Origin of the sequence: Mucilaginibacter lappiensis, from assembly GCF_050433765.1 — a bacterium.
GTDB lineage: Bacteria > Bacteroidota > Bacteroidia > Sphingobacteriales > Sphingobacteriaceae > Mucilaginibacter > Mucilaginibacter lappiensis_A.
This window is the reverse complement of the sequence record NZ_JBNPWP010000005.1, coordinates 284,982-310,082: the sequence shown is the minus strand read 5'-3', so window position 1 is coordinate 310,082 and position 25,101 is coordinate 284,982. Positions and strand designations below refer to the sequence as shown.

20 protein-coding genes and 1 riboswitch are annotated in these 25,101 nt (G+C 42.6%); of the genes, 16 read left to right on the top strand and 4 right to left on the bottom strand.

Annotated elements, in window-relative coordinates:
- Positions 1 to 39 precede the first annotated feature (39 nt).
- A complete protein-coding gene (hisS, locus tag M2273_RS17650) occupies positions 40 to 1,581 on the top strand; it encodes a histidine--tRNA ligase (RefSeq protein WP_429399074.1) in 1,542 nt (513 codons plus the stop codon).
- Between the two features lie 427 nt (positions 1,582 to 2,008).
- On the opposite strand, the gene M2273_RS17645 is transcribed toward hisS, so the two are convergent.
- Entirely contained in the window at positions 2,009 to 3,562 is a 1,554-nt protein-coding gene (locus M2273_RS17645) for a PglZ domain-containing protein (protein ID WP_429399073.1), read from the bottom strand.
- A gap of 254 nt (positions 3,563 to 3,816) precedes the next feature.
- Here M2273_RS17645 and M2273_RS17640 point away from each other — a divergent pair, with 254 nt between their 5' ends.
- The 6 genes from M2273_RS17640 to efp all read left to right on the top strand — a co-directional run bounded on the left by M2273_RS17640 (position 3,817) and on the right by efp (position 9,943).
- Positions 3,817 to 5,043 (top strand): HD domain-containing protein, encoded by a 1,227-nt coding sequence (locus M2273_RS17640; protein WP_429399072.1) that lies wholly within the window; start codon positions 3,817 to 3,819, stop codon positions 5,041 to 5,043.
- A 138-nt stretch (positions 5,044 to 5,181) separates the two neighbouring features.
- The gene (lpxD, locus tag M2273_RS17635) at positions 5,182 to 6,234 is read left to right on the top strand and encodes a UDP-3-O-(3-hydroxymyristoyl)glucosamine N-acyltransferase (RefSeq protein ID WP_429399071.1); all 1,053 of its coding nucleotides are present in this window, start codon (positions 5,182 to 5,184) and stop codon (positions 6,232 to 6,234) included.
- A gap of 19 nt (positions 6,235 to 6,253) precedes the next feature.
- Positions 6,254 to 7,660: a bifunctional UDP-3-O-[3-hydroxymyristoyl] N-acetylglucosamine deacetylase/3-hydroxyacyl-ACP dehydratase gene (locus tag M2273_RS17630; protein ID WP_429399070.1), complete on the top strand. Its 1,407-nt coding sequence runs from the start codon at positions 6,254 to 6,256 to the stop codon at positions 7,658 to 7,660.
- The gene (lpxA, locus tag M2273_RS17625) at positions 7,657 to 8,442 is read left to right on the top strand and encodes an acyl-ACP--UDP-N-acetylglucosamine O-acyltransferase (RefSeq protein ID WP_429399069.1); all 786 of its coding nucleotides are present in this window, start codon (positions 7,657 to 7,659) and stop codon (positions 8,440 to 8,442) included. The genes M2273_RS17630 and lpxA overlap by 4 nt, the downstream gene beginning before the upstream one ends.
- Before the next feature lie 119 nt (positions 8,443 to 8,561).
- Complete coding sequence (locus M2273_RS17620; RefSeq protein WP_429399068.1) at positions 8,562 to 9,182, top strand: ABC transporter ATP-binding protein; 621 nt, start codon at positions 8,562 to 8,564, stop codon at positions 9,180 to 9,182.
- 197 nt (positions 9,183 to 9,379) lie between these two features.
- Positions 9,380 to 9,943, top strand: coding sequence for an elongation factor P (gene efp / locus M2273_RS17615; RefSeq protein WP_429399067.1), 564 nt, complete (start codon positions 9,380 to 9,382; stop codon positions 9,941 to 9,943).
- Positions 9,944 to 10,205: 262 nt separating this feature from the next.
- Here the strand turns inward: efp and M2273_RS17610 are convergent, their stop codons facing one another.
- The 3 genes from M2273_RS17610 to M2273_RS17600 all read right to left on the bottom strand — a co-directional run bounded on the left by M2273_RS17610 (position 10,206) and on the right by M2273_RS17600 (position 12,246).
- On the bottom strand, positions 10,206 to 10,973 hold the full coding sequence (locus M2273_RS17610) for an exodeoxyribonuclease III (protein ID WP_429399066.1): 768 nt from the start codon (positions 10,971 to 10,973) through the stop codon (positions 10,206 to 10,208).
- Positions 10,974 to 11,117: 144 nt separating this feature from the next.
- A complete protein-coding gene (locus M2273_RS17605; RefSeq protein WP_429399065.1) occupies positions 11,118 to 11,816 on the bottom strand; it encodes a peptidylprolyl isomerase in 699 nt (232 codons plus the stop codon).
- A gap of 82 nt (positions 11,817 to 11,898) precedes the next feature.
- The gene (locus M2273_RS17600) at positions 11,899 to 12,246 is read right to left on the bottom strand and encodes a hypothetical protein (RefSeq protein WP_429399064.1); all 348 of its coding nucleotides are present in this window, start codon (positions 12,244 to 12,246) and stop codon (positions 11,899 to 11,901) included.
- Between the two features lie 239 nt (positions 12,247 to 12,485).
- On the opposite strand from M2273_RS17600, the gene M2273_RS17595 reads away from it, so the two are divergent.
- The 9 genes from M2273_RS17595 (at position 12,486) to metH (ending at position 25,019) form a co-directional block, all read left to right on the top strand.
- Entirely contained in the window at positions 12,486 to 12,812 is a 327-nt protein-coding gene (locus tag M2273_RS17595; protein WP_429399063.1) for a hypothetical protein, read from the top strand.
- A gap of 66 nt (positions 12,813 to 12,878) precedes the next feature.
- Positions 12,879 to 15,392: a TonB-dependent receptor gene (locus M2273_RS17590; protein ID WP_429399062.1), complete on the top strand. Its 2,514-nt coding sequence runs from the start codon at positions 12,879 to 12,881 to the stop codon at positions 15,390 to 15,392.
- A gap of 121 nt (positions 15,393 to 15,513) precedes the next feature.
- A complete protein-coding gene (locus M2273_RS17585) occupies positions 15,514 to 16,494 on the top strand; it encodes an alpha/beta fold hydrolase (RefSeq protein WP_429399061.1) in 981 nt (326 codons plus the stop codon).
- A 158-nt stretch (positions 16,495 to 16,652) separates the two neighbouring features.
- Positions 16,653 to 17,075 carry a tRNA (adenosine(37)-N6)-threonylcarbamoyltransferase complex ATPase subunit type 1 TsaE gene (tsaE, locus tag M2273_RS17580; RefSeq protein ID WP_429399060.1) on the top strand — a complete coding sequence of 141 codons (423 nt, stop codon included), beginning with the start codon at positions 16,653 to 16,655 and terminating at the stop codon, positions 17,073 to 17,075.
- Positions 17,076 to 17,122: 47 nt separating this feature from the next.
- Positions 17,123 to 18,349 (top strand): alanine dehydrogenase, encoded by a 1,227-nt coding sequence (locus M2273_RS17575; protein WP_429399059.1) that lies wholly within the window; start codon positions 17,123 to 17,125, stop codon positions 18,347 to 18,349.
- A gap of 11 nt (positions 18,350 to 18,360) precedes the next feature.
- The gene (locus tag M2273_RS17570; RefSeq protein ID WP_429399058.1) at positions 18,361 to 19,041 is read left to right on the top strand and encodes a M15 family metallopeptidase; all 681 of its coding nucleotides are present in this window, start codon (positions 18,361 to 18,363) and stop codon (positions 19,039 to 19,041) included.
- Between the two features lie 62 nt (positions 19,042 to 19,103).
- Entirely contained in the window at positions 19,104 to 20,075 is a 972-nt protein-coding gene (locus M2273_RS17565) for a YihY/virulence factor BrkB family protein (RefSeq protein WP_429399057.1), read from the top strand.
- Between the two features lie 112 nt (positions 20,076 to 20,187).
- The gene (locus M2273_RS17560) at positions 20,188 to 20,919 is read left to right on the top strand and encodes a Bax inhibitor-1/YccA family protein (protein ID WP_429399056.1); all 732 of its coding nucleotides are present in this window, start codon (positions 20,188 to 20,190) and stop codon (positions 20,917 to 20,919) included.
- Positions 20,920 to 21,051: 132 nt separating this feature from the next.
- A riboswitch (SAM riboswitch) is annotated at positions 21,052 to 21,161 on the top strand.
- A 168-nt stretch (positions 21,162 to 21,329) separates the two neighbouring features.
- On the top strand, positions 21,330 to 25,019 hold the full coding sequence (gene metH / locus M2273_RS17555) for a methionine synthase (protein WP_429399055.1): 3,690 nt from the start codon (positions 21,330 to 21,332) through the stop codon (positions 25,017 to 25,019).
- Positions 25,020 to 25,101 lie beyond the last annotated feature (82 nt).

The window sequence follows — 25,101 nt, the reverse complement described above, 5'->3', positions numbered from 1 at the left end:
CACTATTCGCCATAATTTGCTTTTTTGTACATTTGCCGCATGGCATCCATCAAACCATCCGTACCCAAAGGAACCCGCGATTTTTCACCAACCGAAATGGTGAAACGTAACTATATATTTGATACTATTAAAGGTGTTTTCCGTAAATACGGCTATCAACAGATTGAAACTCCAACCATGGAGAACCTATCAACCCTAACCGGTAAATATGGGGATGAGGGGGATAAGCTGATATTTAAAATATTAGATAACGGAGAATTTTTGGAGAAAGCGAACACATTTAAGTTGCTGGACGAAAAAGTTAATGCATTAATAGCTCAAACAGGAGGGTATAGGGCAGTCTTAGATAAACTACATGACAACTTCGATAATTTTGATGAAAATTTTAAATCGAGTATTAAGGAAACTTCATTAAATCAAACTAAAATCGAATTGGAGTTATATGAATTTTTAAAAAACTATGTAACGTCAAATAGATTAGCGTATGAGATTTCCGAAAAAGCCCTCCGCTACGATCTCACCGTTCCATTCGCCCGCTACGTAGTTCAACATCAAAACGAGATCACCTTCCCGTTCAAGCGTTTCCAGGTGCAGCCGGTTTGGCGCGCAGACAGGCCGCAGCGCGGCCGTTACCGCGAGTTTTACCAGTGCGATGCCGATGTGGTTGGCTCCGATTCTTTACTGAACGAAGCCGAGTTTGTATTGATCTACGATGAGGCTTTAAGCAAGCTTGGATTGAAGGATTTTAGCATTAAAATTAATAATAGAAAAATCCTATCGGGTATTGCTCAGATTATAGATAAAGCTGATAACATCATTGATTTGACTGTAGCCATTGATAAATTAGATAAGATCGGTCTTGATGGTGTGATCAAAGAACTGCTGGAACGCGGTTTTACCGAGGCTGATATTGAAAAAATTAAACCAGTAATTTTACTGGAAGGTTCCAATACTGAAAAATTGCAAAGCCTGCGCGAAGCCCTTGCCACCTCTGAGATCGGCTTAAAAGGATGCGATGAAATTGAAACCGTATTTAACTATATAAAAAGCTGTCCACTGCAAACCGCTAAGCTGGAACTGGATATTACCCTTGCCCGCGGACTAAACTATTATACCGGCGCTATCTTCGAGGTTAAAACCAACGAGGTTAATATGGGCAGCATCGGCGGCGGCGGCCGTTATGATGACCTTACCGGCATGTTCGGTTTAAAAGGACTTACCGGTGTAGGCATATCCTTTGGCGCCGACCGTATTTATGATGTGTTGGAAGAACTTGAGCTGTTCCCGGCAGCAGCAAACCAAAGTACCCAGGTACTGATCTGCAACTTTGATAAAGAGGGTGAGCTGTATGGTCTGCCCCTGTTGCAGGAACTGCGCCGCCAAAATATCAATGCGGAACTATACCCTGCTGGTGCTAAGATCAAAAAGCAAATGGAATATGCCAATAATAAAAATATTCCCTACACTGTAGTGATCGGTAGCGACGAAATGCAAAGCGGTCTGCTCTCCTTTAAAAATATGACCACCGGCGAGCAGGAAAAACTTACCGCTGATGAGATCGTGAAGCGGTTGGTTGTCTGAATCAGGATTCTCAGAATTTAAGAATTAACAAAATAAAAGATATGTCATTGTCCGCTACCGCGGGCTTTCAGCCCGTGGTTAACATGACTCAGCTTTCAGCTGTAGTTTTAAGTCGGAGGCTTACCCCATACAATACCATGAGATACGCTACGCTAATCTCGCGGCAGCGAAAATTGGCAAAATAAAAGATATGTTATTGCGAGCGCAGCGCGGCGAGAAACCTCACCCAACCCTCCCCAAAGGAGAGGGCTTTAAAATGCTTTTTAAAGTCTCCCCTACCGGGGGAGATTTAGAGGGGGCTTCTTGCTTCGTCGTTCCTCCTCACAATGACATGGTTTATAATGTATAAACAAAAACGCCATCGCTTTTTTGGAAGCGATGGCGTTTAATATGTCAAAAGCTACCCCTTCAGGGGGCTGGGGGCTATCTATTTAGGACCGTAAGTAACTATCGGTATGATCATTTCTTCTAACGAGATACCACCGTGCTGGAAGGTTTCGTTATAGAAATTAACAAAGTGGTTATAGTTGTTCGGGTACACAAAATAGCTGTCTTCCTTGGCAAACACAAAACTCGAGCTCAGGTGCAATTTGGGCAGCATAGCATCATGCGGATTGCGGATGTGGAACACTTCCTTGGCGTTATAGTTAAGGTTTTTACCTTGTTTGTAGCGCAGGTTGGTATTGGTATTCCTGTCGCCCACAATTTTGCTTGGGTTTTTAACACGGATGGTACCATGATCTGTAGTGATAATTACCCTTACCTGTTTCTGGGCTAAAAACTTAAGCAGGTCAAACAGCGGCGAATGCTCAAACCAGGATAGCGTTAAGGAACGGTATGCCGCGTCGTCGCTGGCCAGCTCACGGATCATCTGCATATCGGTACGGGCGTGCGAAAGCATGTCAACAAAGTTGTACACCACCACATTAAGCTCGTTGTTCATCAGGTTATTTACCGACTCGTTAAGGGCACGGCCCTCATCAATATTCAATATTTTATGATACGAATATTTGCATTCCTTACGCAGTACGCGCTTTAAATGATCGGCAATAAATTCAGATTCATATAAGTTCTTGCCGCCCTCGTCCTCATCATTTTGCCACATGTTTGGGTAGCGTTTTTCCATATCCAGGGGCATTAATCCCGAGAATATAGAGTTACGCGCATATTGGGTGGCGGTAGGTAAAATACTATAATAAGTATCTTCTTCCTCCAGTCTGAAATATTCAGATATAATAGGGTTGATCACCTTAAATTGGTCATACCTCAGGTTATCAATCAATATAAAAAACAGGGGCCCTTTACCATCGAGTTTCGGGAATACCTTCTTCTTAAATAATTGCGGCGAGCTGGTTGGTGCAAAATCGGGGTTCTTGATCCAGTTTAAATAATTGCGTTCAATAAACTTGCAGAACTGGACATTGGCTTCGGCTTTTTGCAGGGTTAGTATCTCGTGCATTCCGGCATCTTCCAGTTGCTCCAGCTCCAGCTCCCAGTATATGAGTTTTTTATAAACATCAACCCATTCCTGATGGCTCAGGTTGTCGTTAAGCGTCATACCCAGGGTACGGAAATCCATTTGGTAGGCCATGGTTGTTTTTTCGGTAACCAGGCGTTTGTTTTCTGTAAGCTTTTTTATGGTGAGCAATATTTGTTTAGGGTGCACCGGCTTGATCAGGTAATCGTCGATCTTTGACCCAATGGCATCTTCCATCAAATACTCTTCCTCGTTTTTGGTGATCAGCACAATGGGAACATCATTATTAATGTTTTTTATTTGCTGCAGGGTTTCCAGTCCGGTTAATCCAGGCATGTTCTCATCGAGGAATACGAGGTCGAAATAATTCTGCTTAAACGCGTCAACCGCGTCGTTACCATTGGTAACGGTAGTAACTTTGTATCCTTTTTCGTTTAAGAAAAGTATATGTGGCTTTAAAAGGTCAATTTCGTCATCGGCCCATAAAATGGTGGTATCTTGCATAGTATCTGTATATTAAAGTAAATCTGAACCTGAATTTATAGAATTAAGGGATTAGCAGAATAAAAAAGGGTTTTTAACCTAATTATTGAATTAACAAAATTCAACAAATCCCTGAATTCTATAAATTCAGGGTCAGAGATTAAACCCCAAGCAATGGTTTTTGTTGTTGACAGGTAAAGGTATTAACAAAATTTAACAAACATCGTGCGCTTATTTTACCTTTGTTTTACATTTTTGCAACGTAATCATCCACATTGAACAAAAAGAAAATAATAAACGACCCTGTTTATGGCTTTATCAGTATCCCAACCGAACTGGTATTTGACCTGATCGAACATCCGTACTTTCAGCGGTTAAGGTACATCAAGCAATTAGGCATGACGCACCTGGTGTATCCGGGGGCGTTGCACACCCGTTTCCATCATGCACTGGGAGCCATGCACCTGATGGATATGGCCATTGAAACCTTACGTTATAAAGGGCATCATATAAGTACAGACGAAGAGGAAGCCCTAACTATAGCCATATTGCTGCATGATGTTGGTCATGGTCCATTCTCGCACGCGCTGGAATGCACTATTATAGAAGGCATAGCACATGAAGATATATCGGCTATGCTCATGAACAAGTTAAACGAGCAGTTTGAAGGCCGCTTAACCATGGCTATCAATATTTTTAATGATACTTACCCCCGCAGGTTTTTGCACCAGCTGGTATCAAGTCAGCTGGATATGGACAGGCTGGACTACCTGAACCGGGATAGTTTTTTCACCGGCGTATCTGAAGGAGTGATCAGCTCAGACCGTATCATCAAAATGTTGAACGTAAAGGATGATCATATTGTGGTGGAAGAAAAGGGCATTTATTCGATAGAAAAATTTTTAATAGCCCGCAGGTTGATGTACTGGCAGGTTTATCTGCATAAAACGGTAATAGCAGCCGAGGAACTGTTGGGTAAAGTTTTTAAACGCTGCCGTGAACTATCCTTAAAGGGTGAAGACCTGTTTGCAACCCCGGCATTAAAGCATTTTATTAAAAGTAACATTAGCAGGGATGCCTTTATGAACGAAGATCATCACCTCGAAATTTTTGCAAGCTTGGATGATGCTGATATCATGTCGGCGGTAAAGGTTTGGGCCGGGCATGATGATTTTGTACTTTCAACCCTGTCAAAAAACCTGGTACAGCGTAATCTTTATCATGTAGATATTACCAGCAAACAGCCCGAGAAGGAGTTTGTTAATAGCCTGATACAAAAAGCGGTAAAAAAATATGGCATAAGCGAGCATGAGGCTTCGTATTTTGTTTTTACAACATCCATACGTAACAATGCCTACACCGCCGGCGATGGTAATATAGGTATATTGATGAAGGATGGAAATGTACATGATATTACAACAGCCAGCGACAATTCAAATTTGGAGGCCCTGGCTAAAACCGTTAAGAAATATATACTTTGTTATAGTAAGGAATTTTTATGAGGCTCGGGGAACGAGGATCGTGGTTCGGGTATTGAACGAAGAATACAAAAGAACACGAACCAGGATCCCCGCAACCGGCAACCCAACCCGCAACTAATTAATAATTTGCTGCTTTAATTTTAACATTTAAATTTGTCGATGCAATTTACTGCTCAGGAAATAAGTTTACTGCTTAACGGAACTGTTGAAGGTGATCCTTCTGTACAAGTTCATCAGCTGGCTAAAATAGAAGATGGTACCCCAGGAAGCCTTTCTTTTTTGGCCAACCCTAAGTATGAGCAGTATTTATATACCACCAATGCTTCGATAGTTATTGTTAATAATGACTTGCAGCTTACGGGGCCTGTAAAAGCTACACTGATTAGGGTTGAGAATGCTTATAGTTCATTTTCGGTTCTGCTTGAACAATACAATACCATTAAGCTCAATAAAAAGGGTATTGAAGAGCCTAACTTTATACACCCAACCGCTCAAATAGGTACCGATCTTTATATCGGTGCGTTTGCCTACATTGGGCTTAATGCCAAAATTGGTAACAACTGTAAAATTTATCCTAATGTTAACATTGCCGACAATGTTACTATCGGTGATAACGTTACCTTGTTTTCGGGTGTTACCGTTTATTTTGATTGTGTAATTGGTAATAATGTTATAGTGCATTCGGGCGCGGTGATTGGTAGCGATGGTTTTGGTTTTGCACCCAACCCCGATGGTACCTACACAAAAATTGCACAAATTGGCAATGTTATTTTGGAAGATGATGTTGAGGTGGGATCAAATACCACTATTGACAGGGCCACTATGGGTTCAACAGTGATACGTAAAGGTGTTAAACTGGATAATCTGATACAGATAGCACATAATGTGGAGATAGGTGCCAATACGGTAATTGCTGCACAGTCTGGCATATCGGGCAGTACAAAGATTGGCGAAAATGTGATCATGGGCGGACAGGTTGGTTTAGTAGGACATATTAGCATTGCAAACCGTACGCAGTTTCAGGCTCAATCGGGTGTAAGCCGCTCCATTACCGAAGAAGGTAAGAAATGGGGAGGTACGCCTGCAGCCCCATATAATGCCAATATGCGCTCTAACGTGGTGATAAGCCGCTTACCTGAGCTGGAAAAAAGAATAAACGAATTAGAAAAAATAATTATAGAACTACGTAACGCTAAGGGCGACGGAAATTAATACGGCCGACATTAATATTATGAATGTAAAACAAAGAACCATTAAATCACCTGTTTCAGTTTCGGGCACGGGCTTACATACTGGCCAAAGGGTAACCATGACCTTTAACCCGGCACCAGAAAACCACGGTTATAAATTCAGGAGGGTTGATATGCCTGGTTCGCCTATAATTGATGCTGATGTTGATAACGTGACCGATACTTCAAGAGGTACTACCATTTCACAAAACGGCGCAACGGTAAATACGGTTGAGCACGTACTGGCTGCACTGGTGGGTTTGGAGATTGATAATGTTTTGATAGATATGGACGGCCCCGAAACACCTATTATGGATGGTAGTTCGATACAGTTTGTTGATGTGATGATGGAGACCGGTTTGATTGAACAGGAAGCCGACAGGGAATATTATCATATACCTTATAACATTCACTACTCTGAGCCCGATCGTAAGGTAGAAATGGTAGCTATGCCTTTGGATGATTACCGCTTTACTTGCATGGTTGATTATAATTCACAGGTGTTGGGCAGTCAGCATGCCAGCATATCAACTATAAGTGAATTTAAAAAGGAAATTGCCTCATGCCGTACTTTTTGCTTTTTGCATGAACTTGAAATGCTGTTAAAGCACGACCTGATAAAGGGCGGTGATCTTAACAATGCCATTGTAGTGGTTGATAAGGATGTAGACGAAGATGAACTGGCCCACTTAGCAAAACTTTTTAACCGTAAGGATATCAATGTTGCGCCTCAGGGTATATTAAATAATATTGAGCTGCGCCACCAGAACGAGCCCGCGAGGCATAAATTGCTGGACATGATTGGCGATCTGGCATTGGTTGGTGTTCCGTTAAAGGGGCATATTATGGCGGCCAGGCCTGGCCATGCAGCCAATGTGGCCTTCGCTAAAAAAATAAAAGCATTAATTAAAAAAGAAAAAAGCCGTAAGCAGGTTAAGGTTTATGACCCCAATGCCAAGCCGGTGTTTGATACCGTTGAGATCATGGGCATGTTGCCGCACAGGCAGCCTTTTTTAATGATAGATAAGATTCTGGAATTGACCAAAAGCCATGTAGTGGGCATGAAGAACGTGACCATAAACGAGGAGTTTTTTAAAGGCCATTTCCCGGGCGCTCCTATATTTCCGGGTGTGCTGCAGATTGAAGGCATGGTGCAAACCGGGGGTATCCTGGTTTTAAATACTGTGCCCGATCCGGAAAATTATCTTACCTTGTTTTTGAAGATCGAAAACGCTCGCTTTAAAAGTAAAGTAGTGCCCGGCGATACCATTATTTATATTTGCGATCTGCTGGCCCCAATCAGGCGTGGCATAGCAACCATGAAAGGTGTTGGTATGGTGGGCGACAGGGTTGTTGTGGAAGCCGAATTAATGGCTCAAATAGTAAAAGTAAAAGGAACAGAAGCATGATCCAGCCTTTAGCATATATACACCCACAGGCTAAAATAGCCGACAATGTGGTGATCGAGCCTTTTGTAACCATCCACAAGGATGTTGAAATTGGCGAAGGTACCTGGATTGGCTCCAACTCCGTTATCATGGATGGTGCCCGTATAGGCAAAAACTGCCGTATATTTCCCGGCGCTGTAGTATCGGCCCCACCGCAGGACCTAAAATATAAGGGCGAGCAAAGTACCGTATCCATTGGCGATAATACTACCATACGCGAATGCGTTACCCTTAACCGCGGTACCGCGCTTGATAAAAATACCACCACTATTGGCAGTAATTGCCTGTTAATGGCCTACGTGCACGTAGCTCATGACTGTGTTATTGGCGATAATGTAATTATTGCCAACTCGGTACAACTGGCGGGACACATCAATATTTATGATTATGCTTTTGTTGGTGGTTCATCTGCCGTACACCAGTTTGTTGAAATTGGCGCGCACAGCATGATATCAGGTGGATCGTTGGTGCGCAAGGATGTTCCGCCGTTCACTAAGGCAGGTCGTGAGCCATTATCATACGTGGGTATTAACTCCGTAGGTTTACGCCGCAGGGGCTTTTCGGCCGCTACCATTAATGAGATCCAGGAGATCTACCGTATTTTATTCCTTAAAAAATATAATGTAAGCAAGGCACTCGATATTATCGAGGCCGAATTTACCCCAAGTGTTGAGCGCGACGAAATCATTAACTTTTTGCAAAATTCGCAAAGGGGTATCATGAAGGGATTTGGGAATACTTAAATTGGTTCGGGTTATGAGGTTCGGGGTGCGAGTTACCAGATTGTATGTTAACCGTTGAACTATAGACCATCAACCCGGCAACGCGAACCACACAACACGAACCATCATCTATAAGCTAAATGAACATCTCCCTCAACAACATCGGCCGTAGATTTAACCGCGACTGGATTTTCAGGGGTATTGATTATACTTTTACCAGCGGCGATTCTTATGCCATCCTGGGGCCAAACGGTTCGGGGAAGTCTACTTTGTTACAGGTTTTAAATGCAAGCTTGTCGCCCTCTGCAGGCACAATCAATTTTACATTTCAGGATAAACCGGTTGAACCCGAGCAGGTATTTAATTACTTAAGTCTGGCCGCACCCTACCTGGAACTGATAGAGGAGTTTACGCTGAATGAGATGGTTGATTTTCATTTCCGGTTTAAAAAATATAAGGATGGGATGGATAAAAGGGGATTGATCACGCTCCTTAATCTGGCTCACAGTGAAAACAAGCTGATCCGGTATTTTTCATCAGGCATGAAACAGCGCCTTAAGCTTATACTTGCTTTTTGTGCCGATACCCCTATGCTGATGCTTGATGAACCCACATCAAATTTAGATACCCAGGGTGTGGATTGGTACCTGAGCCTTGTTGAGCAGTTTGCCCATAACCGCCTTACCATCATCTGCTCAAACCAGGAGCATGAATATGGCTTTTGCAAGCATCAGTTAAGTATTTCTGATTATAAGAGTTAGTGAGTGTTTAATGAGGTTGGATTAAGTGAATAGTGGGTTGAGTTCAGGAAAATAATCAACTCTTCAGTATTTTATCCAATCGCTTTATTATCAACATCATCCAACCACTTAATTTGATCAGGTACTCACCCAATCAACCAAAACACCTCTTGTTTCTTTGCCTATAAGTAGCTAAGTTTGCGCCTCAATATTTTTTTATGGCTAAAGCATCAGATGTTAAAAATGGAAATGTGCTTCGCTTTAATGGCGAATTAGTGCAGGTAGAGGAATTTTTACACCGTACACCAGGTAACTTGCGTGCATTTTATCAGGCCCGTATGCGTAACGTAAAATCAGGGAAACTGGTTGAGTACCGTTTCCGTACCGACGAAGAAGTAGATATTGCCCGTGTTGAAACCAATGATTACCAATATTTATATGAGGATGGCGATGCCCTTGTAGTGATGGATAACACCACCTATGATCAGCATAACATACCAAAAACGTTATTTGGTCCGGCGGTGAAGTTTTTAAAAGAAGGCATGAACGTAATAGTCGCTTTTGAAAGCGATGAGCCTATTATGGGTTCTATCCCAGGTTCTGCCGAACTGGAAGTTACCTACACCGAGCCCGCTGTTAAAGGCGATACCTCAAGTGGAGCGCTAAAGAATGCAACCGTTGAAACCGGCGCCGAGATTCGTGTGCCACTGTTCATCAACATTGGTGACAAGGTAAAGGTTGATACCACTACCGGCACTTATGTGGAAAGAGTAAAGGCGTAAGCCCCCTAACCCCCTGAAGGGGGAACTTTTGATTAGCTACTTTCTGCTTTGCAGAAATAAAAAAAGAGGTGCCGTTTCGGCACCTCTTTTTTTATTTTGTCATCCTGAACTTGTTTCAGGATCCCTCAGGACAAATTAGCCTTCATGCTTTACACTTTGCAAGTGGGATGCCGAAACAAGTTCGGCATGACTTCAATCCTATCAGTACTTTACACATTAAAAACCACCCGCACATAGCTCCCCCTTTAGGGGGCTGGGGGGGCTAAAACTCCAGCTCCAGCAAAACAGGGCAATGATCAGAGTGACGGGCTTCGGGTAATATGGCTACTCTTTTAATATTTGCTTCCAATTCGGTACTGGCCATGGTATAATCAATGCGCCAGCCTAAGTTTTTGGCCCTTGAATTGGCCCTGAAACTCCACCAGGTATAGTTGTGCGGTTCTTTATTTAAATGGCGGAAAGTGTCAATAAAGCCACTCTCCACAAATTTTTCCATCCACTCACGCTCTTCGGGTAAAAAGCCGGATGAGTTGGCGTTTGATTTTGGGTTGTGGATATCAATAGGCCGGTGGCAAATATTATAATCGCCGCATACTACCAGCTTGGGATAAGTAGCTTTTAACAGGGTAAGGTATTTACCAAACTCATCTAAAAAGCGGTATTTAAATATCTGCCGCTCATCGCCGCTTGAACCAGATGGAAAGTAAACACTCATGACCGATACCTCATTAAAATCAACCCGGATGTTACGGCCTTCACGGTCAAAATCGGCAATACCGCAGCCGTATTCTATGTGTTTTGGGGTTTGTTTGCAAAAAATAGCAGTACCGCTATAGCCTTTCTTTTCGGCCGGGAACCAGTAGTGTTTGTACCCCAGCTGATCTACCAATCCCAGGTCGCTAAGTACATCGGGCGTGGCTTTAATTTCCTGCAGGCAAACTACATCGGCATCGGTAGCCTGCAGCCAGGCCAGCCAGTTTTTGTTGATAGCCGAGCGGATACCATTAACGTTATAAGTGATGATCTTCATATTGATTTCGGAATTCGGATGTTCGATTTCGGATTTAGATTGCCAAAGTACGATATTTTAGATTTTTTATTTGTCAACTTAATGATTAGAAATCCCTATCTCATTAAATAAAAAAATCCGAAATCGAACATCCGAATTCCGAAATCAAAACAATATTTTATCCAACTGTCTGCAGGCCTTTTTGCTGAGCACCTCTACGGTCATAGGCACATCAGCCAAGGGGCGGTCACACTCATCCTTTTTTACAGCGGCAATACGGTCAACCATATCAATTCCTGAAACTAATTCGCCATAAACGGTATAGTTTTGGTCAAGGTGTGGCACACCGCCAACCGATTTATACCATTCCCTTTGCCAGGCAGGTATTTTGCGGCCTTTAAGGCGGGTTTTTTCCAGGGTATCCAATTTACCATCGGTAAAGCGTTTGCCTTCGGTAATATAAAACTGGCATCCGCTTGATGCTTTTTTAGGGTTATCTTCACGTGCTGCCGCCAGTACACCACGTTTATGGAAAAGACTATCCCTGAACTCAGCCGGTACGGTATATCCCACATCGCCATTTCCAAGCTCGGCATCAAACTTTGTTTTTTCGGGGTCTTTTGAATCAGGGTCGCCACCCTGTATCATAAAGTTTTGTATCACTCTATGAAATAAGGTGCCATTATAAAGCCCCTTTTTAGCCAGTTTAATAAAGTTATCCCGGTGTAGTGGAGTTTCATTATATAAGCGGATAATGCAATCGCCATAAGTGGTTTTAATACGTACGTATTGGTTTTTTGGCGGCTTGGCAAACGCGGTAATAATAGTTAGCAATAATAAACTTAGGGTAATGAGTTTTTTCATATATCGTGGTCTGAATCAGAATTTGCTGAATTTAAGAATTTCCAGAATTAATCTTTTAATTAATCAGCCAGGTAAACCCAAACTACGCCCCCTCCAGCTCCTCAAAGTAATTGATGATCAATGATTTCATGAGCATTTCTTGTTCAAGCAGGGTATAGTTTGGTATAACTTTTATCCTTTTCCAGTGAGGCCAGCCATCCTGGTCCAATCCTTCCAGTTCATAAAAGCCCATCATGCTCAATAATTTACAATTGGCAATGTGCATCAACTCCTCTTTTTGGCGTTTGCTAAACTTGCGTGGCCCCTGGCCAAGTTCCTGCACGCCAATTAAAAACAGCATTACTTTAATATCCGGTTTTTCATTATCAAAATCCTCTGCAATACGTTGCTGCAAGGCGTTCCACTTTAAATTAATTTCGGCAGGTGTCATAGCGGCAAAGATATGGAATAGTTGTATGAACTATAATTCATGGGATTTAAAGATACCCGGGATTATTTTAGAAGATTAAATAAAATCCCTCAATCCCTTAATCCGATAAATCAAGATTCAGACAAATAACCCAATAAAGGATGATTTATATCGGCGATTAACAGTAATGTTACAATGTTGCATTAGTTTTAACGTTTTATTAACTATTTTTGCATGATCTTTGTAAAAAGGTGTTAAGGGTGAAAAAAATTAAATCACATATCATATATTCATGGTTGTTGCTCATCTGCTTCACTGCCGGGCAATATATGGTTTATGCACACCAGCACCAGTTTACAAAGGGGGCGATCAAAACGGCATACGCCTCTAACGATCCTCATCAGCAAATTGTTAAAGAAAAATGTAACATGTGCGATGCGATGCATCACCAGGCTGCTATAATTGATAATCCTTTTCATTTTGAACCGCAGGTAGCCACAATACATTTTTTTAAAGCCTCTGATTATAATTTTGTAAGCATTGCGCTTGTACTGGCCGCAGGTCGTGCTCCTCCTGCAATTTCATAGTAATAATTTTTCTTAAAGGTGCTCCACCATTTGCGTGGTATTTATTGATCCAAAATTTATTTTATTATGAAATTAAAGCTAATTAGTAGCTTATTAATGCTGTTTATAGGTTTTTCCGCATTTGCCGATACCCACTTTATTACTGTTAAAAACACTGCTGTTGAAGATGCAATCGGTAGTTTATCAGGTATTGTTACTGATAAAGCAGATGGCAAACCCATTATTGGGGCCACTGTGAGTATTCCTGATTTAAGAATGGGCGCTATTACCGATGTAAATGGGAAATATGCTTTCAACAAAGTGCCTAAAGGGATTTACCTGGTACAGGTAACTTATATAGGTTATTCTACCTTCAATCAAAGAGTTGACTTTTCAAAAACTGCCACATTTAATGTACAGATGCAAACCTCATCGCTGGAAGCTGGCGAGGTAGTTATAACCGGTGTAAGTAAGGCCACTGAAATAAAACGAAGCCCCGTTCCAATGGTGGCCGTGGGTAAAACCTATTTAGATCAGCGTGCAGCCTCTGGTAACATTATTGATCAGATAGCCAACTTGCCGGGTGTAAGCGCGGTTACAACCGGGCCAAACGTATCAAAACCATTTATACACGGTTTAGGGTATAACCGGGTGATCACCTTACAGGATGGTATACGCCAGGAAGGTCAGCAATGGGGCGATGAGCACGGAATTGAGGTAGATCAAAATTCTATTGACCGCGTTGAGGTGATAAAAGGGCCAGCCAGTTTAACTTATGGCTCTGATGCCATTGGCGGTGTGGTTAACCTGATTACGCCTGCCCCGGTACCTGAGGGTAAAATTTTAGGGTCGGTACAGGGCATTTATGGTACCAACCAGGGATTACTTAATGGCTCGTTCAGGTTGCAGGGTAATCAAAATGGTTTTGTTTGGGGAACAGTAGTATCTGCCAAGGAGGCCAAAAACTATCAGAACCAGCATGACGGCCGGGTGTATGCTACCGGATATAAAGAAAAAGATGCACGGGTAATGGTTGGTTTAAACAAATCGTGGGGTTATTCCTATTTACATGCTTCAATTTTTGATGATGAGCAGGATATTCCTGACGGCAGCCGCGATTCGCTAACCCGTAAATTTACCAAGCAAATAACCGAGGATGATGCCTTTCGCCCTATTGTTCCCGAATCTGAATTAAATTCATACCGCATTCCAACATTGCATCAGCATGTGCAACTTTACCGTATCTATAATAACAGTAACTTTGTTTTAGGCAACGGAAACCTGATTGTGAACCTGGGTTACCAATTTAGCCACAGGCGCGAGTATACACACCCGGAAGCGGGTGATATTGCAGGCTTAAATCTACACCTGAGTACTTACACCTATGACGTTAAATATGACTTTAACATGGGTAATGGTTACGAAACTACCTTTGGTGTTAATGGCCAGTACCAGAACAATACCATTGGTGATGCTACCGATTTTCCAATACCGGCTTACCACCAGTTTGATATAGGGCCGTTTTTTGTGATAAAGAAAAGCTATGGCAAATTAGATCTTTCTGCAGGTGCGCGTTTTGATACCCGGTCGTTTAAAAACAACGCCGCCTATGTTGATACCCTGGGATCTAATGGTTTCCCGCAGTTATATACCGGCAGCAACCCAGCTACTGCCCCAAATGTTGTCCCGCAGTTTGAGGCATTCAGCAAAACATTCTCGGGCTTTTCGGGCAGCTTTGGTGCTACTTACAACGTGTCAGACGCTTTCCTGATCAAGGGCAATATTGCACGTGGTTTCAGGGCGCCAAGTATTGCAGAAATATCGGCAAACGGGCCTGATCCAGGTTCGCAGATCTACCACATAGGCGACAAAAACTTTAAGCCTGAGTTTAGCTTGCAGGAAGACATCGGTACTTTTTTAACCCTGCCCAATATTTCGGCAAGTGTGGAGCTGTTTAATAATGATATCTCCAATTATATTTACCAGCAACAGGTTTTGGCGGCAGATGGCAGCCCGGTTTTCACGCAGGGATATACCACATTTACGTATGTACAAAGTAAGGCCAGGATCTACGGTGGCGAGGTTAATGTTGATCTTCATCCAATACCATGGCTGCATTTTGAAAACGCGCTTAGCCTCACTTATGGCGAAAATAAAGGTAATGGCGGCCCGGTGGCAGATAGCTTGAAATACCTGCCCTTTATACCTCCGTTGCATACCCACTCCGAACTTCGCGGAACCTTTAATAAAGGGTTTGGCAGCTTTAAAAGCGTGTATGCTTTTGTAGGCTTTGATCATTACAGTGCGCAAGATCGCTTTTTTGCGGCTTATGGCACAGAAACAGCAACGCCAGGCTATAACCTGTTAAGCGCAGGTTTTGGTGGCAACATTGTAAACAAGGCCGGTCAACCGGTTTTAAAACTGTTTATTGAGGGTACCAACCTTGCTAATGTAAACTATCAATCAAACATGAGCCGGCTTAAGTATTTTGATAATCCAACGGTGCCTGATGGCGTTCGTCCGGGTATTTTTAATATGGGCCGCAATATTAGCTTTAAAGTGGTTGTGCCGTTTGGTTTCAACAGCGGAAAGAAATCTTAATATACCTATGCTAATGTAAAAGTCCCGCCTTAAAAAGCGGGGCTTTTTTGTTTGTCAATCCATTTGCAGGTCATTTTTTATTCCGCATAAACATTTATACTTCATTCCTGTATTAATACTTATGTGCCGAAAAATAATATTACTATTTACCATACTGATCATATCAATTGCTGCCAATGCTCAATCAGATACGCTATCTGTCACCCTCGAAAATGTTAAATACCCTTATCCGGTAAGCTTTTTACCCATCAAGGTTGAGGGACAGGATGTGCGCATGGCCTATATGGATATTAAACCCGCCAATGCCAATGGCAAAGCCGTAATATTGTTTCATGGCAAAAACTTTGGTGGTTATTACTGGACAAACGTTATCCGGGCCCTAAGTGAAAAAGGTTACCGTGTGATTGTACCCGATCAGATTGGTTTCGGCAAATCATCAAAAGCGTTTATACATTACAGCTTTCACCTGTTGGCTCGCTTTAACAAAAACCTGCTCGACACTTTGGGCATTAAAAAAGTAACCATATTAGGCCACTCCATGGGCGGTATGCTGGCTACACGCTTTACACTGATGTATCCTGAACGGGTTGAAAAACTGCTGCTGGAAGACCCCATAGGTTTGGAAGATTACCGAACCTTTGTCCCCTATCAGAGCGCCGAAGACGATTATAAAGCCGAACTGAAAACAAGCTATGAAAGCGTAAAAAAATATTATCAAACCTCCTACTTTACTTCCTGGAAACCCGAATATGACTACCTGGTTAAGATAGGTGCCGGAGTAAATAAAAGTGCTGATTTTCCACGATACGCCAAGGTTGCCGCGCTTACTTTCGAAATGATATATGAGCAACCGGTATGTTATGAATTTAGCTTGATCAAAGTGCCAACCGTATTATTTATTGGCAAGGAAGATAAAACCATTGTGGGCAAGGCGTTGTTAAGCGACGAGGAAAAGGCCAAACACGGACAATATAAAATATTGGGCCCCGAAACAGCTAAAAAAAATCCCGGCTGCAAGCTCATAGAGTTTGATAACTGCGGCCACATACCACACATTGAAGTACCCGAAAAGTTTTTAAAGGCACTTATCAATAATATTTGATGATCCGATGATTTATCCCGTTAAGTATTTGATTATTTTTGAAGGGAGAATATTTTTGTCATGCTGAACGTAGTGAAGCATCTATTCTGTGCAGGAAAACTCACGAATAGATCCTTCGTTCCTCAGGATGACAAAACAAAAAATAATTAATTACAAAAGTGTTACTAACTGTTCAAACCATATCAGAATTACCAGCCGCTGCTGAAGCCATCATTGAGCATGCGGCCAATAACAGGATATTTCTTTTTTACGGCGATATGGGGGCCGGTAAAACTACACTCATTAAAACCCTCTGCAGGCTTTTGGGCACAACTGATGCTGTTACAAGCCCCACCTTTGCCATTGTGAATGAATATCAGGCTGCAAAAGATAAGATCTATCACTTTGATTTTTATCGGCTTAAAGACCAAACAGAAGCCCTGGACATGGGTTATGAAGAATATTTTCACGGGGGCGCTTATTGCTTTGTTGAATGGCCCGAAAAGATACCAGACCTGCTGCCGCCGCATTATACCAGCATCAGCATAAAGGCTTTGAGTGATGGTTCACGACAGATCAATATTGAAAATTTTTTAGTTTAATGATAAGCCCTTTTTTCTTATCTTCATCAGCCACAAAATAATACATCATGAGTTCAGGGATATACAGTGGGTTTTCGGACGTTGCCAAGCAGGCAATGATGCAGCCTCAGGAGTCAATGCTGGAGGTTAAAAACAAAAAAGATAAGCTATACATCGGCATTCCTAAAGAGATATCCTTCCAGGAGAACAGGATCCCGTTAACCCCGTTATCAGTAGCGTTATTGGTTAATAACGGGCACGAGGTTATTTTAGAAAGCAATGCCGGGCAGGCCGCCAATTTTTCAGACAAGGATTACAGCGATCAGGGCGCCCGCGTTGTTTATGATACAAAATCGGTTTACGAAGCTGATATCATTATAAAAATAGCGCCCCCTATGCTGCAGGAAATTGAGCTGATGAAACCCGGACAGATATTGATATCGGCCCTGCAGCTATCAACCCTGAAAGCCGAATGTCTTCATGCCCTGATGAATAAAAAAATTACAGCGCTATGCTTTGAGCATTTACGGGATGAGGGTAATTCGCTCAGCGTAGTAAGGGCCATGAGCGAAATAGTGGGTGCCACATCTATACTCATAGCGGCCGAGTATTTAAGCAATGTATTTGAAGGCAAGGGTTTAATGCTGGGTGGTATTACCGGTGTGCCCCCTACAGAAATTGTGATATTAGGCGCCGGTACAGTTGGCGAATATGCCGCCCGCACAGCCATATCATTAGGTGCCGAAGTAAAGGTTTTTGACCCATCGATATATAAACTTCGCCGTTTGCAAAATAACATTGGCAGCCGGGTATTTACTTCGGTAGTACAGCCCATTGTGCTTGAAAAAGCAATAACCACCTGCGATGTAGCCATAGGTGCCATACGTGCCGAAGATGGTCGCAGTTCCTGCATTATTTCAGAAGCCACCGTAAGCCGCATGAAACGCGATTCGGTAATTATAGATGTAAGCATTGACCAGGGTGGTTGTTTTGAAACATCAGAAGTTACCAATCATACGCACCCGGTTTTTCGCAAGTATGATGTAATTCATTATTGTGTGCCCAATATAGCCTCGCGCGTGGCCCGTACCGCTACTTATGCGCTCACCAATATATTTACTCCTATATTATTAGATATTGGCGAGCAGGGCGGTATAAAGAATGTGATCTGGCAAAAGTCGGGTGTGCGTAATGCGGTGTATATTTACCACGGACATTTGACCAATAAACATATTGGCGAGCGTTTTTATATCCCCTGTAAAGATCTTGATCTGCTTATTGTATCGCACCGCTAAAAATTATTAATATGCGCTGTTACCTCATTGCATTGGTTTTTATTATTGCATGGATCGGCGCCCAGGCGCAGCATTATAAATATATCGACAGTACAAAAATAAGTGGAACTGCCCGTTATAAAAGACAGGTAAAAGCTAATCCGGATAAGCAACTGGTTGAAATTAAGCAATACATTCCAGCCATAGTTTTGGATATCAGGTATGCCACCATCAATAATTTTATGCACCGGCGCATGTACCAGCAGCCTAAAGCATATGCGCGTTTACCCGTGGTAAAAGCTTTACAACAGGTAGAGGCCGATCTGAAAACCCGTGGCCTTGGCCTTAAAATTTATGATGCCTATCGTCCCTACTCGGTTACTGTTAAGTTTTACGAAATGGCGAGCGATACCAACTTTGTTGCCGATCCCAGAAAAGGCTCTAAACATAACCGTGGTTGCGCTATCGACCTTAGTCTTATCAATCTCAAAACCGGTAAAGAACTGGATATGCCCACCGGGTTTGATAGCTTTAGCAAAAAGGCAGCAGCAAATTATCAGGCTATTACAAAACCACAACTGGATAACCGCGAACTGCTTAAAACAATCATGCAGGCCCACGGGTTTACCGTACTAACCACCGAGTGGTGGCATTATGATTTTAATGGATGGGCTAATTACGAACTGCTTGATATTCCGTTTTCGGCACTTTAATTAACATGTTCGAGGTATAAAGGCACTAAAATTGCTAAGCATTGTTTTGATAAATAACCGGGATGAAATTTTTTAGTAAAGAGTATCTTAAACATTTATGGAAAATACTGGTAGCCACGTTTAGCGGATTTTCAAACGATAACGGGTTAAAGCTAAGCGCGTCATTGGCTTATTACACCATTTTTTCTATAGCTCCGCTGCTATTCTTGCTAATTGCCGTAGTAGGTTTAATTCCTTTGGCTAAAACCGACGCATTGTACCAGCAATTAGCGGTGTACGTAGGTGCCGATGGCGCCAATCAAATACACAGCACAGTTGCAAGCCTTAAACTTAGTGGTAAAAGTGGATTTGGTTTTGCCATAGGCGTTGTAACTTTATTAGTAGGGGCAAGCAGTATATTTATTGAGATACAGGATTCATTAAACATCATTTGGCGGGTTAAAGCTAAACCCAGAAGTGGCTGGATAAAATTGCTCCAAAACCGTTTCCTGTCATTTTCACTGATCGTTAGTTTAGGGTTTTTGCTTTTAGCATCCCTATTGGTAAATCTTATTATTGAAGCATTAGGTAAAAAAATAGAACACTTTTTGCCCGCGGTAACAGGCCTGCTTTTACAAGCGGTTAACCTGGGTATTACCCTGGTAGTAATCACAACTTTATTCGGCATTATATTTAAATTTTTGCCCGATGTGAAGATCAAATGGAAAGATGTACGTACCGGCGCGTTTTTTACCGCCTTGTTGTTTATGCTTGGCCAGTACCTCATAGGCCAATACATCCATTATACGGCTCAGGGATCAGTATATGGAGCTGCAGGATCTATCATTGTTATTTTAGTTTGGATATATTATACCGCGGCTATACTGTACATAGGCGCGGAGTTTACGCAGGTTTATGCCGAGGCTATAGGGAGCCACATTGAGCCGGCAGAGTATGCCGTATATGTGCGGCATACCGAAGTTGAACAATCTGTAAAAGACCTGCCGCTACAACACCCGGAAGTTAAAAGCAACCTTAAACGCGTTGATAAATAATTAGTTCGGTACGTGTTTACCCATGCCCTGTTTTTTGATGCTACCCTCTTGTTCTCTTCACACTATATTCACATTTTATTCGTAAATTCGTATATTAATTTATTTTAATAAAATGGAAATTAAAGATTCTGAATACGTTTATAAAAACGTTATACAATTAAATGAGGTTGATGCATCCCGCAGATTTATAGCTAATGTGTTTGTGTGGATGTTTGTTGCCCTTGGTCTTTCTGCATTTTGCGCGTTTGCCTTCTCGCAGGACCAGACATTAATTAATATGCTTAGAGACCCGGAAACAGGTCGTAATACTGGCTTGGGTACTATAACCATGTTTGCCCCACTTGCATTTGTATTAATAATATCGTTTGGTTTTAATCGCCTATCGTACGGTGTATTAGCATTTCTCTTTGTTGCGTTTTCGGCAATAATGGGTGTGAGTTTAAGCTACATACTTTTGGTTTTTACTGCAGGCTCGGTTTTAGGCGTGTTTATAACTACCTCAGCCGTTTTTGGTATCATGGCCGTTGCAGGTTATACTACAAAAACTGATCTTACCAAATTTGGTTCTATCATGATGATGGGCCTGTTCGGCATTATCATAGCATCGGTTGTTAATATGTTTATGCGCAGCAGCCAGTTAGATTATATCATCAGCTATATTGGTATTGCTGTATTTGTGGGTTTAACCGCGTATGACGTACAAAAACTTAAACGCATTGGTGCCGGTTTAGAGTATGGTGATGCCACAGCTAAAAAAATGGCGCTTATGGGGGGCTTAACGCTTTACCTTGATTTTATCAACCTTTTCCTGATGATACTGCGTTTATTTGGCAGAAGAAGATAATACGAATAAAAACTATTATTAAAAGCTGCCACGCAAAGGCAGCTTTTTTTGTTTGCATAATTTTACTTAATGTACACATATTGTAAAGGGTGTAACTATTGCATATTAAAGCTTTATTATGCACCTTTGCATTGCTTATGGAGAAAGACGGAGGGATTAGACCCTGCGATGTCTTAGCAACCTGTGCTTCACAAGGTGCTACATTCTACTCAATCACTACAAAGTGTTGGGAAAGATAAGCGAAAGTCAATATAACACCCGACTTTTCGATGTAAGCTGTATTTTTAGTATCACGTATTTAGTATCAAGTATCACGACTGTATCTGTAAGTGGATAGTAAATTTGATTTACTTGATACTTGATACTCGCTACCTGATACCGCTATCTGATACTAATTACTTGATACCAACATGGATATTAGAAAAGAATTAGAGAAACGCATACTGGTAATTGACGGGGCAATGGGTACCATGATACAACGGTACCAATTAACCGAACGGGATTTTCGTGGGGAGCGTTTTAAAGATCACCACTCCGATCTGCAGGGAAATAACGACCTGCTGAACATCACACGCCCTGATATTATTAAGGCCATACATGCGGAATATTTGGATGCCGGTGCTGATATTATTGAAACCAATACTTTTAGCACCCAGGTAATTTCCCTTGCCGATTATAAGCTGGAGGAATTAGCCTACGAACTGAGCTTTGAGGGCGCGCGCCTGGCCCGCGAAGTGGCCGACGAATACAATAAAAAAACACCCAACAAGCCACGCTTTGTGGCCGGCGCGGTTGGTCCAACAAATCGTACAGCATCTCTATCGCCCGATGTTAATGATCCGGGTTACCGTGCTGTAACATTTGATGACCTGGCCGAAGCTTATTACGATCAGGTTCGTGGTTTGGTTGATGGCGGATCAGACATGTTATTGGTTGAAACCATATTTGATACCCTGAATGCCAAAGCTGCCTTGTTTGCTATCAATCGTTATGCAAATGAAACAGGTAAGCATTTGCCTATCATGATATCGGGTACCATTACTGATGCTTCAGGACGTACCCTATCCGGGCAAACTGTTGAGGCCTTCTGGAATTCTGTCCGTCATGCAAATCTGCTTTCGGTAGGTTTAAACTGTGCTTTAGGAGCTAAGGAAATGCGGCCTCACCTGGCCGAACTTTCTGAAAAGGCCAATGTATTTATATCGGCCTATCCAAACGCGGGTTTGCCAAATGAGTTTGGGCAGTATGACGAAACCGCGCATGAAACCGCGCACCAGGTTGATGATTTTATAAAAGCTGGCCTGGTTAACATTGTTGGTGGTTGTTGCGGCACTACGCCTGAGCATATTAAATGTATTGCCGAAAAAGCAGCAAAATATCCCCCAAGACTACTGCCCGAAATTGAACCCGATCTGCGCCTGAGCGGCCTGGAAGCGGTTACCATTAAGCCCGAAAGCATTTTTGTGAATGTGGGCGAGCGTACTAACATTACAGGATCACCAAAATTCTCCAAACTGATATTGGCCGAAGATTACGAAGCTGCATTAGCCGTTGCCCTGCAACAGGTAGAAGGTGGCGCACAGGTGATTGATATCAACATGGATGAGGGGATGATTGATTCGGAAGCGGTGATGGTGAAATTCCTGAACCTGGTAGCTTCTGAACCTGATATTGCCAAATTGCCCATCATGATCGATTCATCAAAATGGACAGTTATTGAGGCGGGTTTAAAGTGTATACAGGGTAAGGGTATTGTGAACTCTATTTCGCTAAAAGAAGGCGAAGATAAATTTAAAGAATACGCCCGTAAAATATTAAGCTACGGTGCTGCCACCGTAGTAATGGCCTTTGACGAAACCGGACAGGCCGACTCATTGGGACGTCGTAAGGAGATCTGCCAACGCTCGTACGATATTCTGGTTAATGAGGTTGGTTTTCCACCACAGGATATTATTTTCGACCCTAATATTTTAACAGTAGCCACCGGGCTTGAAGAACATAACAACTACGCGGTTGATTTTATTGAAGCAACCCGCTGGATAAAACAAAATCTGCCACATGCCAAAGTAAGCGGTGGGGTAAGTAATATTTCGTTCTCCTTTAGAGGGAACAACGTGGTACGCGAAGCCATGCACTCTGCCTTTTTATACCACGCCATTGGGGCGGGTATGGATATGGGTATTGTAAATGCTGGTATGCTGGAAGTATACGAGCAGATTGACAAAACCTTGCTGGAACTGGTAGAAGACGTACTGCTTAATCGCCGTGATGACGCTACCGAACGCCTGGTTGAGTATGCCGATACCATCAAGAGCAAAGGCAAAGAAATAGTACGGGATGAGGAATGGCGCAAAGGAACGGTACAGGAAAGATTATCACATGCCCTGGTAAAAGGTATTATTGAATATCTTGATGATGATGTGGAGGAAGCGCGTTTAACCTATAGCAAACCGCTTGAAGTGATAGAAGGTCCGCTGATGGATGGTATGAACATCGTGGGTGATCTGTTTGGTGCGGGTAAAATGTTTTTGCCGCAGGTGGTAAAATCGGCCCGGGTAATGAAAAAGGCGGTTGCCTATCTGTTGCCGTTTATTGAGCTGGAAAAACAAAGGGTTATTGATGCCGGCGAAGACTCCAGCGGAAGCAGAGCTAATGCCGGTAAAATATTAATGGCCACCGTTAAAGGAGATGTACATGATATTGGTAAAAATATAGTAGGTGTAGTACTGGCCTGTAATAATTTTGAGGTGATTGATCTGGGTGTGATGGTACCTGCCCAGCGCATTATTGAAGAAGCCAAAAAACAAAATGTGGATATCATAGGCTTAAGCGGATTGATCACGCCGTCGCTTGATGAGATGGTGCATTTTGCCAAAGAAATGGAACGCGAAGGATTTACCATTCCGCTTATTATTGGCGGGGCTACTACATCACGTATACATGCCGCGGTAAAAGTAGCACCCCATTATTCGGGTGCTGCCATCCACGTACTTGATGCCTCGCGCAGCGTTACGGTTTGCAGCAGTTTAATGAACCGCGACAATCGGGATGGTTATATACAGGGCATAAAAGATGAATATGCAAAAGCCCGTGAAGCACATTTAAATAAAAAATCGGATAAGCGTTTTGCGACCATTGAAGAAGCAAGGAAAGCAAAATTCCAGATCAGTTTGGATGGGGATATTGCACCTAAACCTGCTTTTACCGGTACAAAAGTATTTGAATCGTACCCGCTGGAAGAACTGGTACCTTACATTGACTGGACACCGTTCTTTCATACCTGGGAACTGCGCGGCAGCTACCCTAAAATATTTGCCGATAAGTTTGTAGGCGACGAAGCCAAAAAGCTATTTGACGATGCACAGGAACTGTTAAAGAAAATTGTAGATCAAAAGCTGCTAAAGGCAAATGGCGTTATCGGTTTTTGGCCTGCCAATAGTGTGGGCGATGATATTGAATTATATACCGATGAAACCCGTACGAAGCTGCTAACCCGCATTCATACGTTGCGCCAGCAAGGCGAAAAGGTAAAGGGTGACCCCTACTATGCCTTGTCGGATTTTATCGCGCCAAAAGAAAGTGGTGTGCCTGATTACTTTGGAGGTTTTGCTGTAACCACGGGTATTGGTTGCGACGAGATGGTAGCAGAATTTGAGCGCGACCATGACGACTATAACAGCATTATGGCCAAAGCCCTTGCCGACCGCCTGGCCGAGGCATTTGCCGAAAAAATGCACGAACTGGTACGTAAGGAACACTGGGGGTATTCAAAAGGCGAACAACTGAACACGGATGAATTGATCAAGGAAGAATACCAGGGTATCCGTCCGGCACCTGGCTATCCTGCTTGTCCTGACCATACCGAGAAGACCACGCTGTTTGAGCTTTTAAAGGCCGAAGACAATGCCCAAATGCATTTGACCGAAAGCCTGGCCATGACGCCGGCCGCATCAGTAAGTGGTTTCTATTTCGCACACCCTCAAGCAAGATATTTTGGCTTGGGTAAGATCAGTAAGGATCAGGTGGAGGATTATGCCATCCGCAAAAACATGCCGCTTGAAGATGTAGAACGCTGGCTTGGTCCAAACATAAATTATTAAGATATATATAAACGCGTCATTGCGAGGTACGAAGCAATCCCCGATTAGCAGAGCCGCTCTGTATAGCATAGAGATTGCTTCG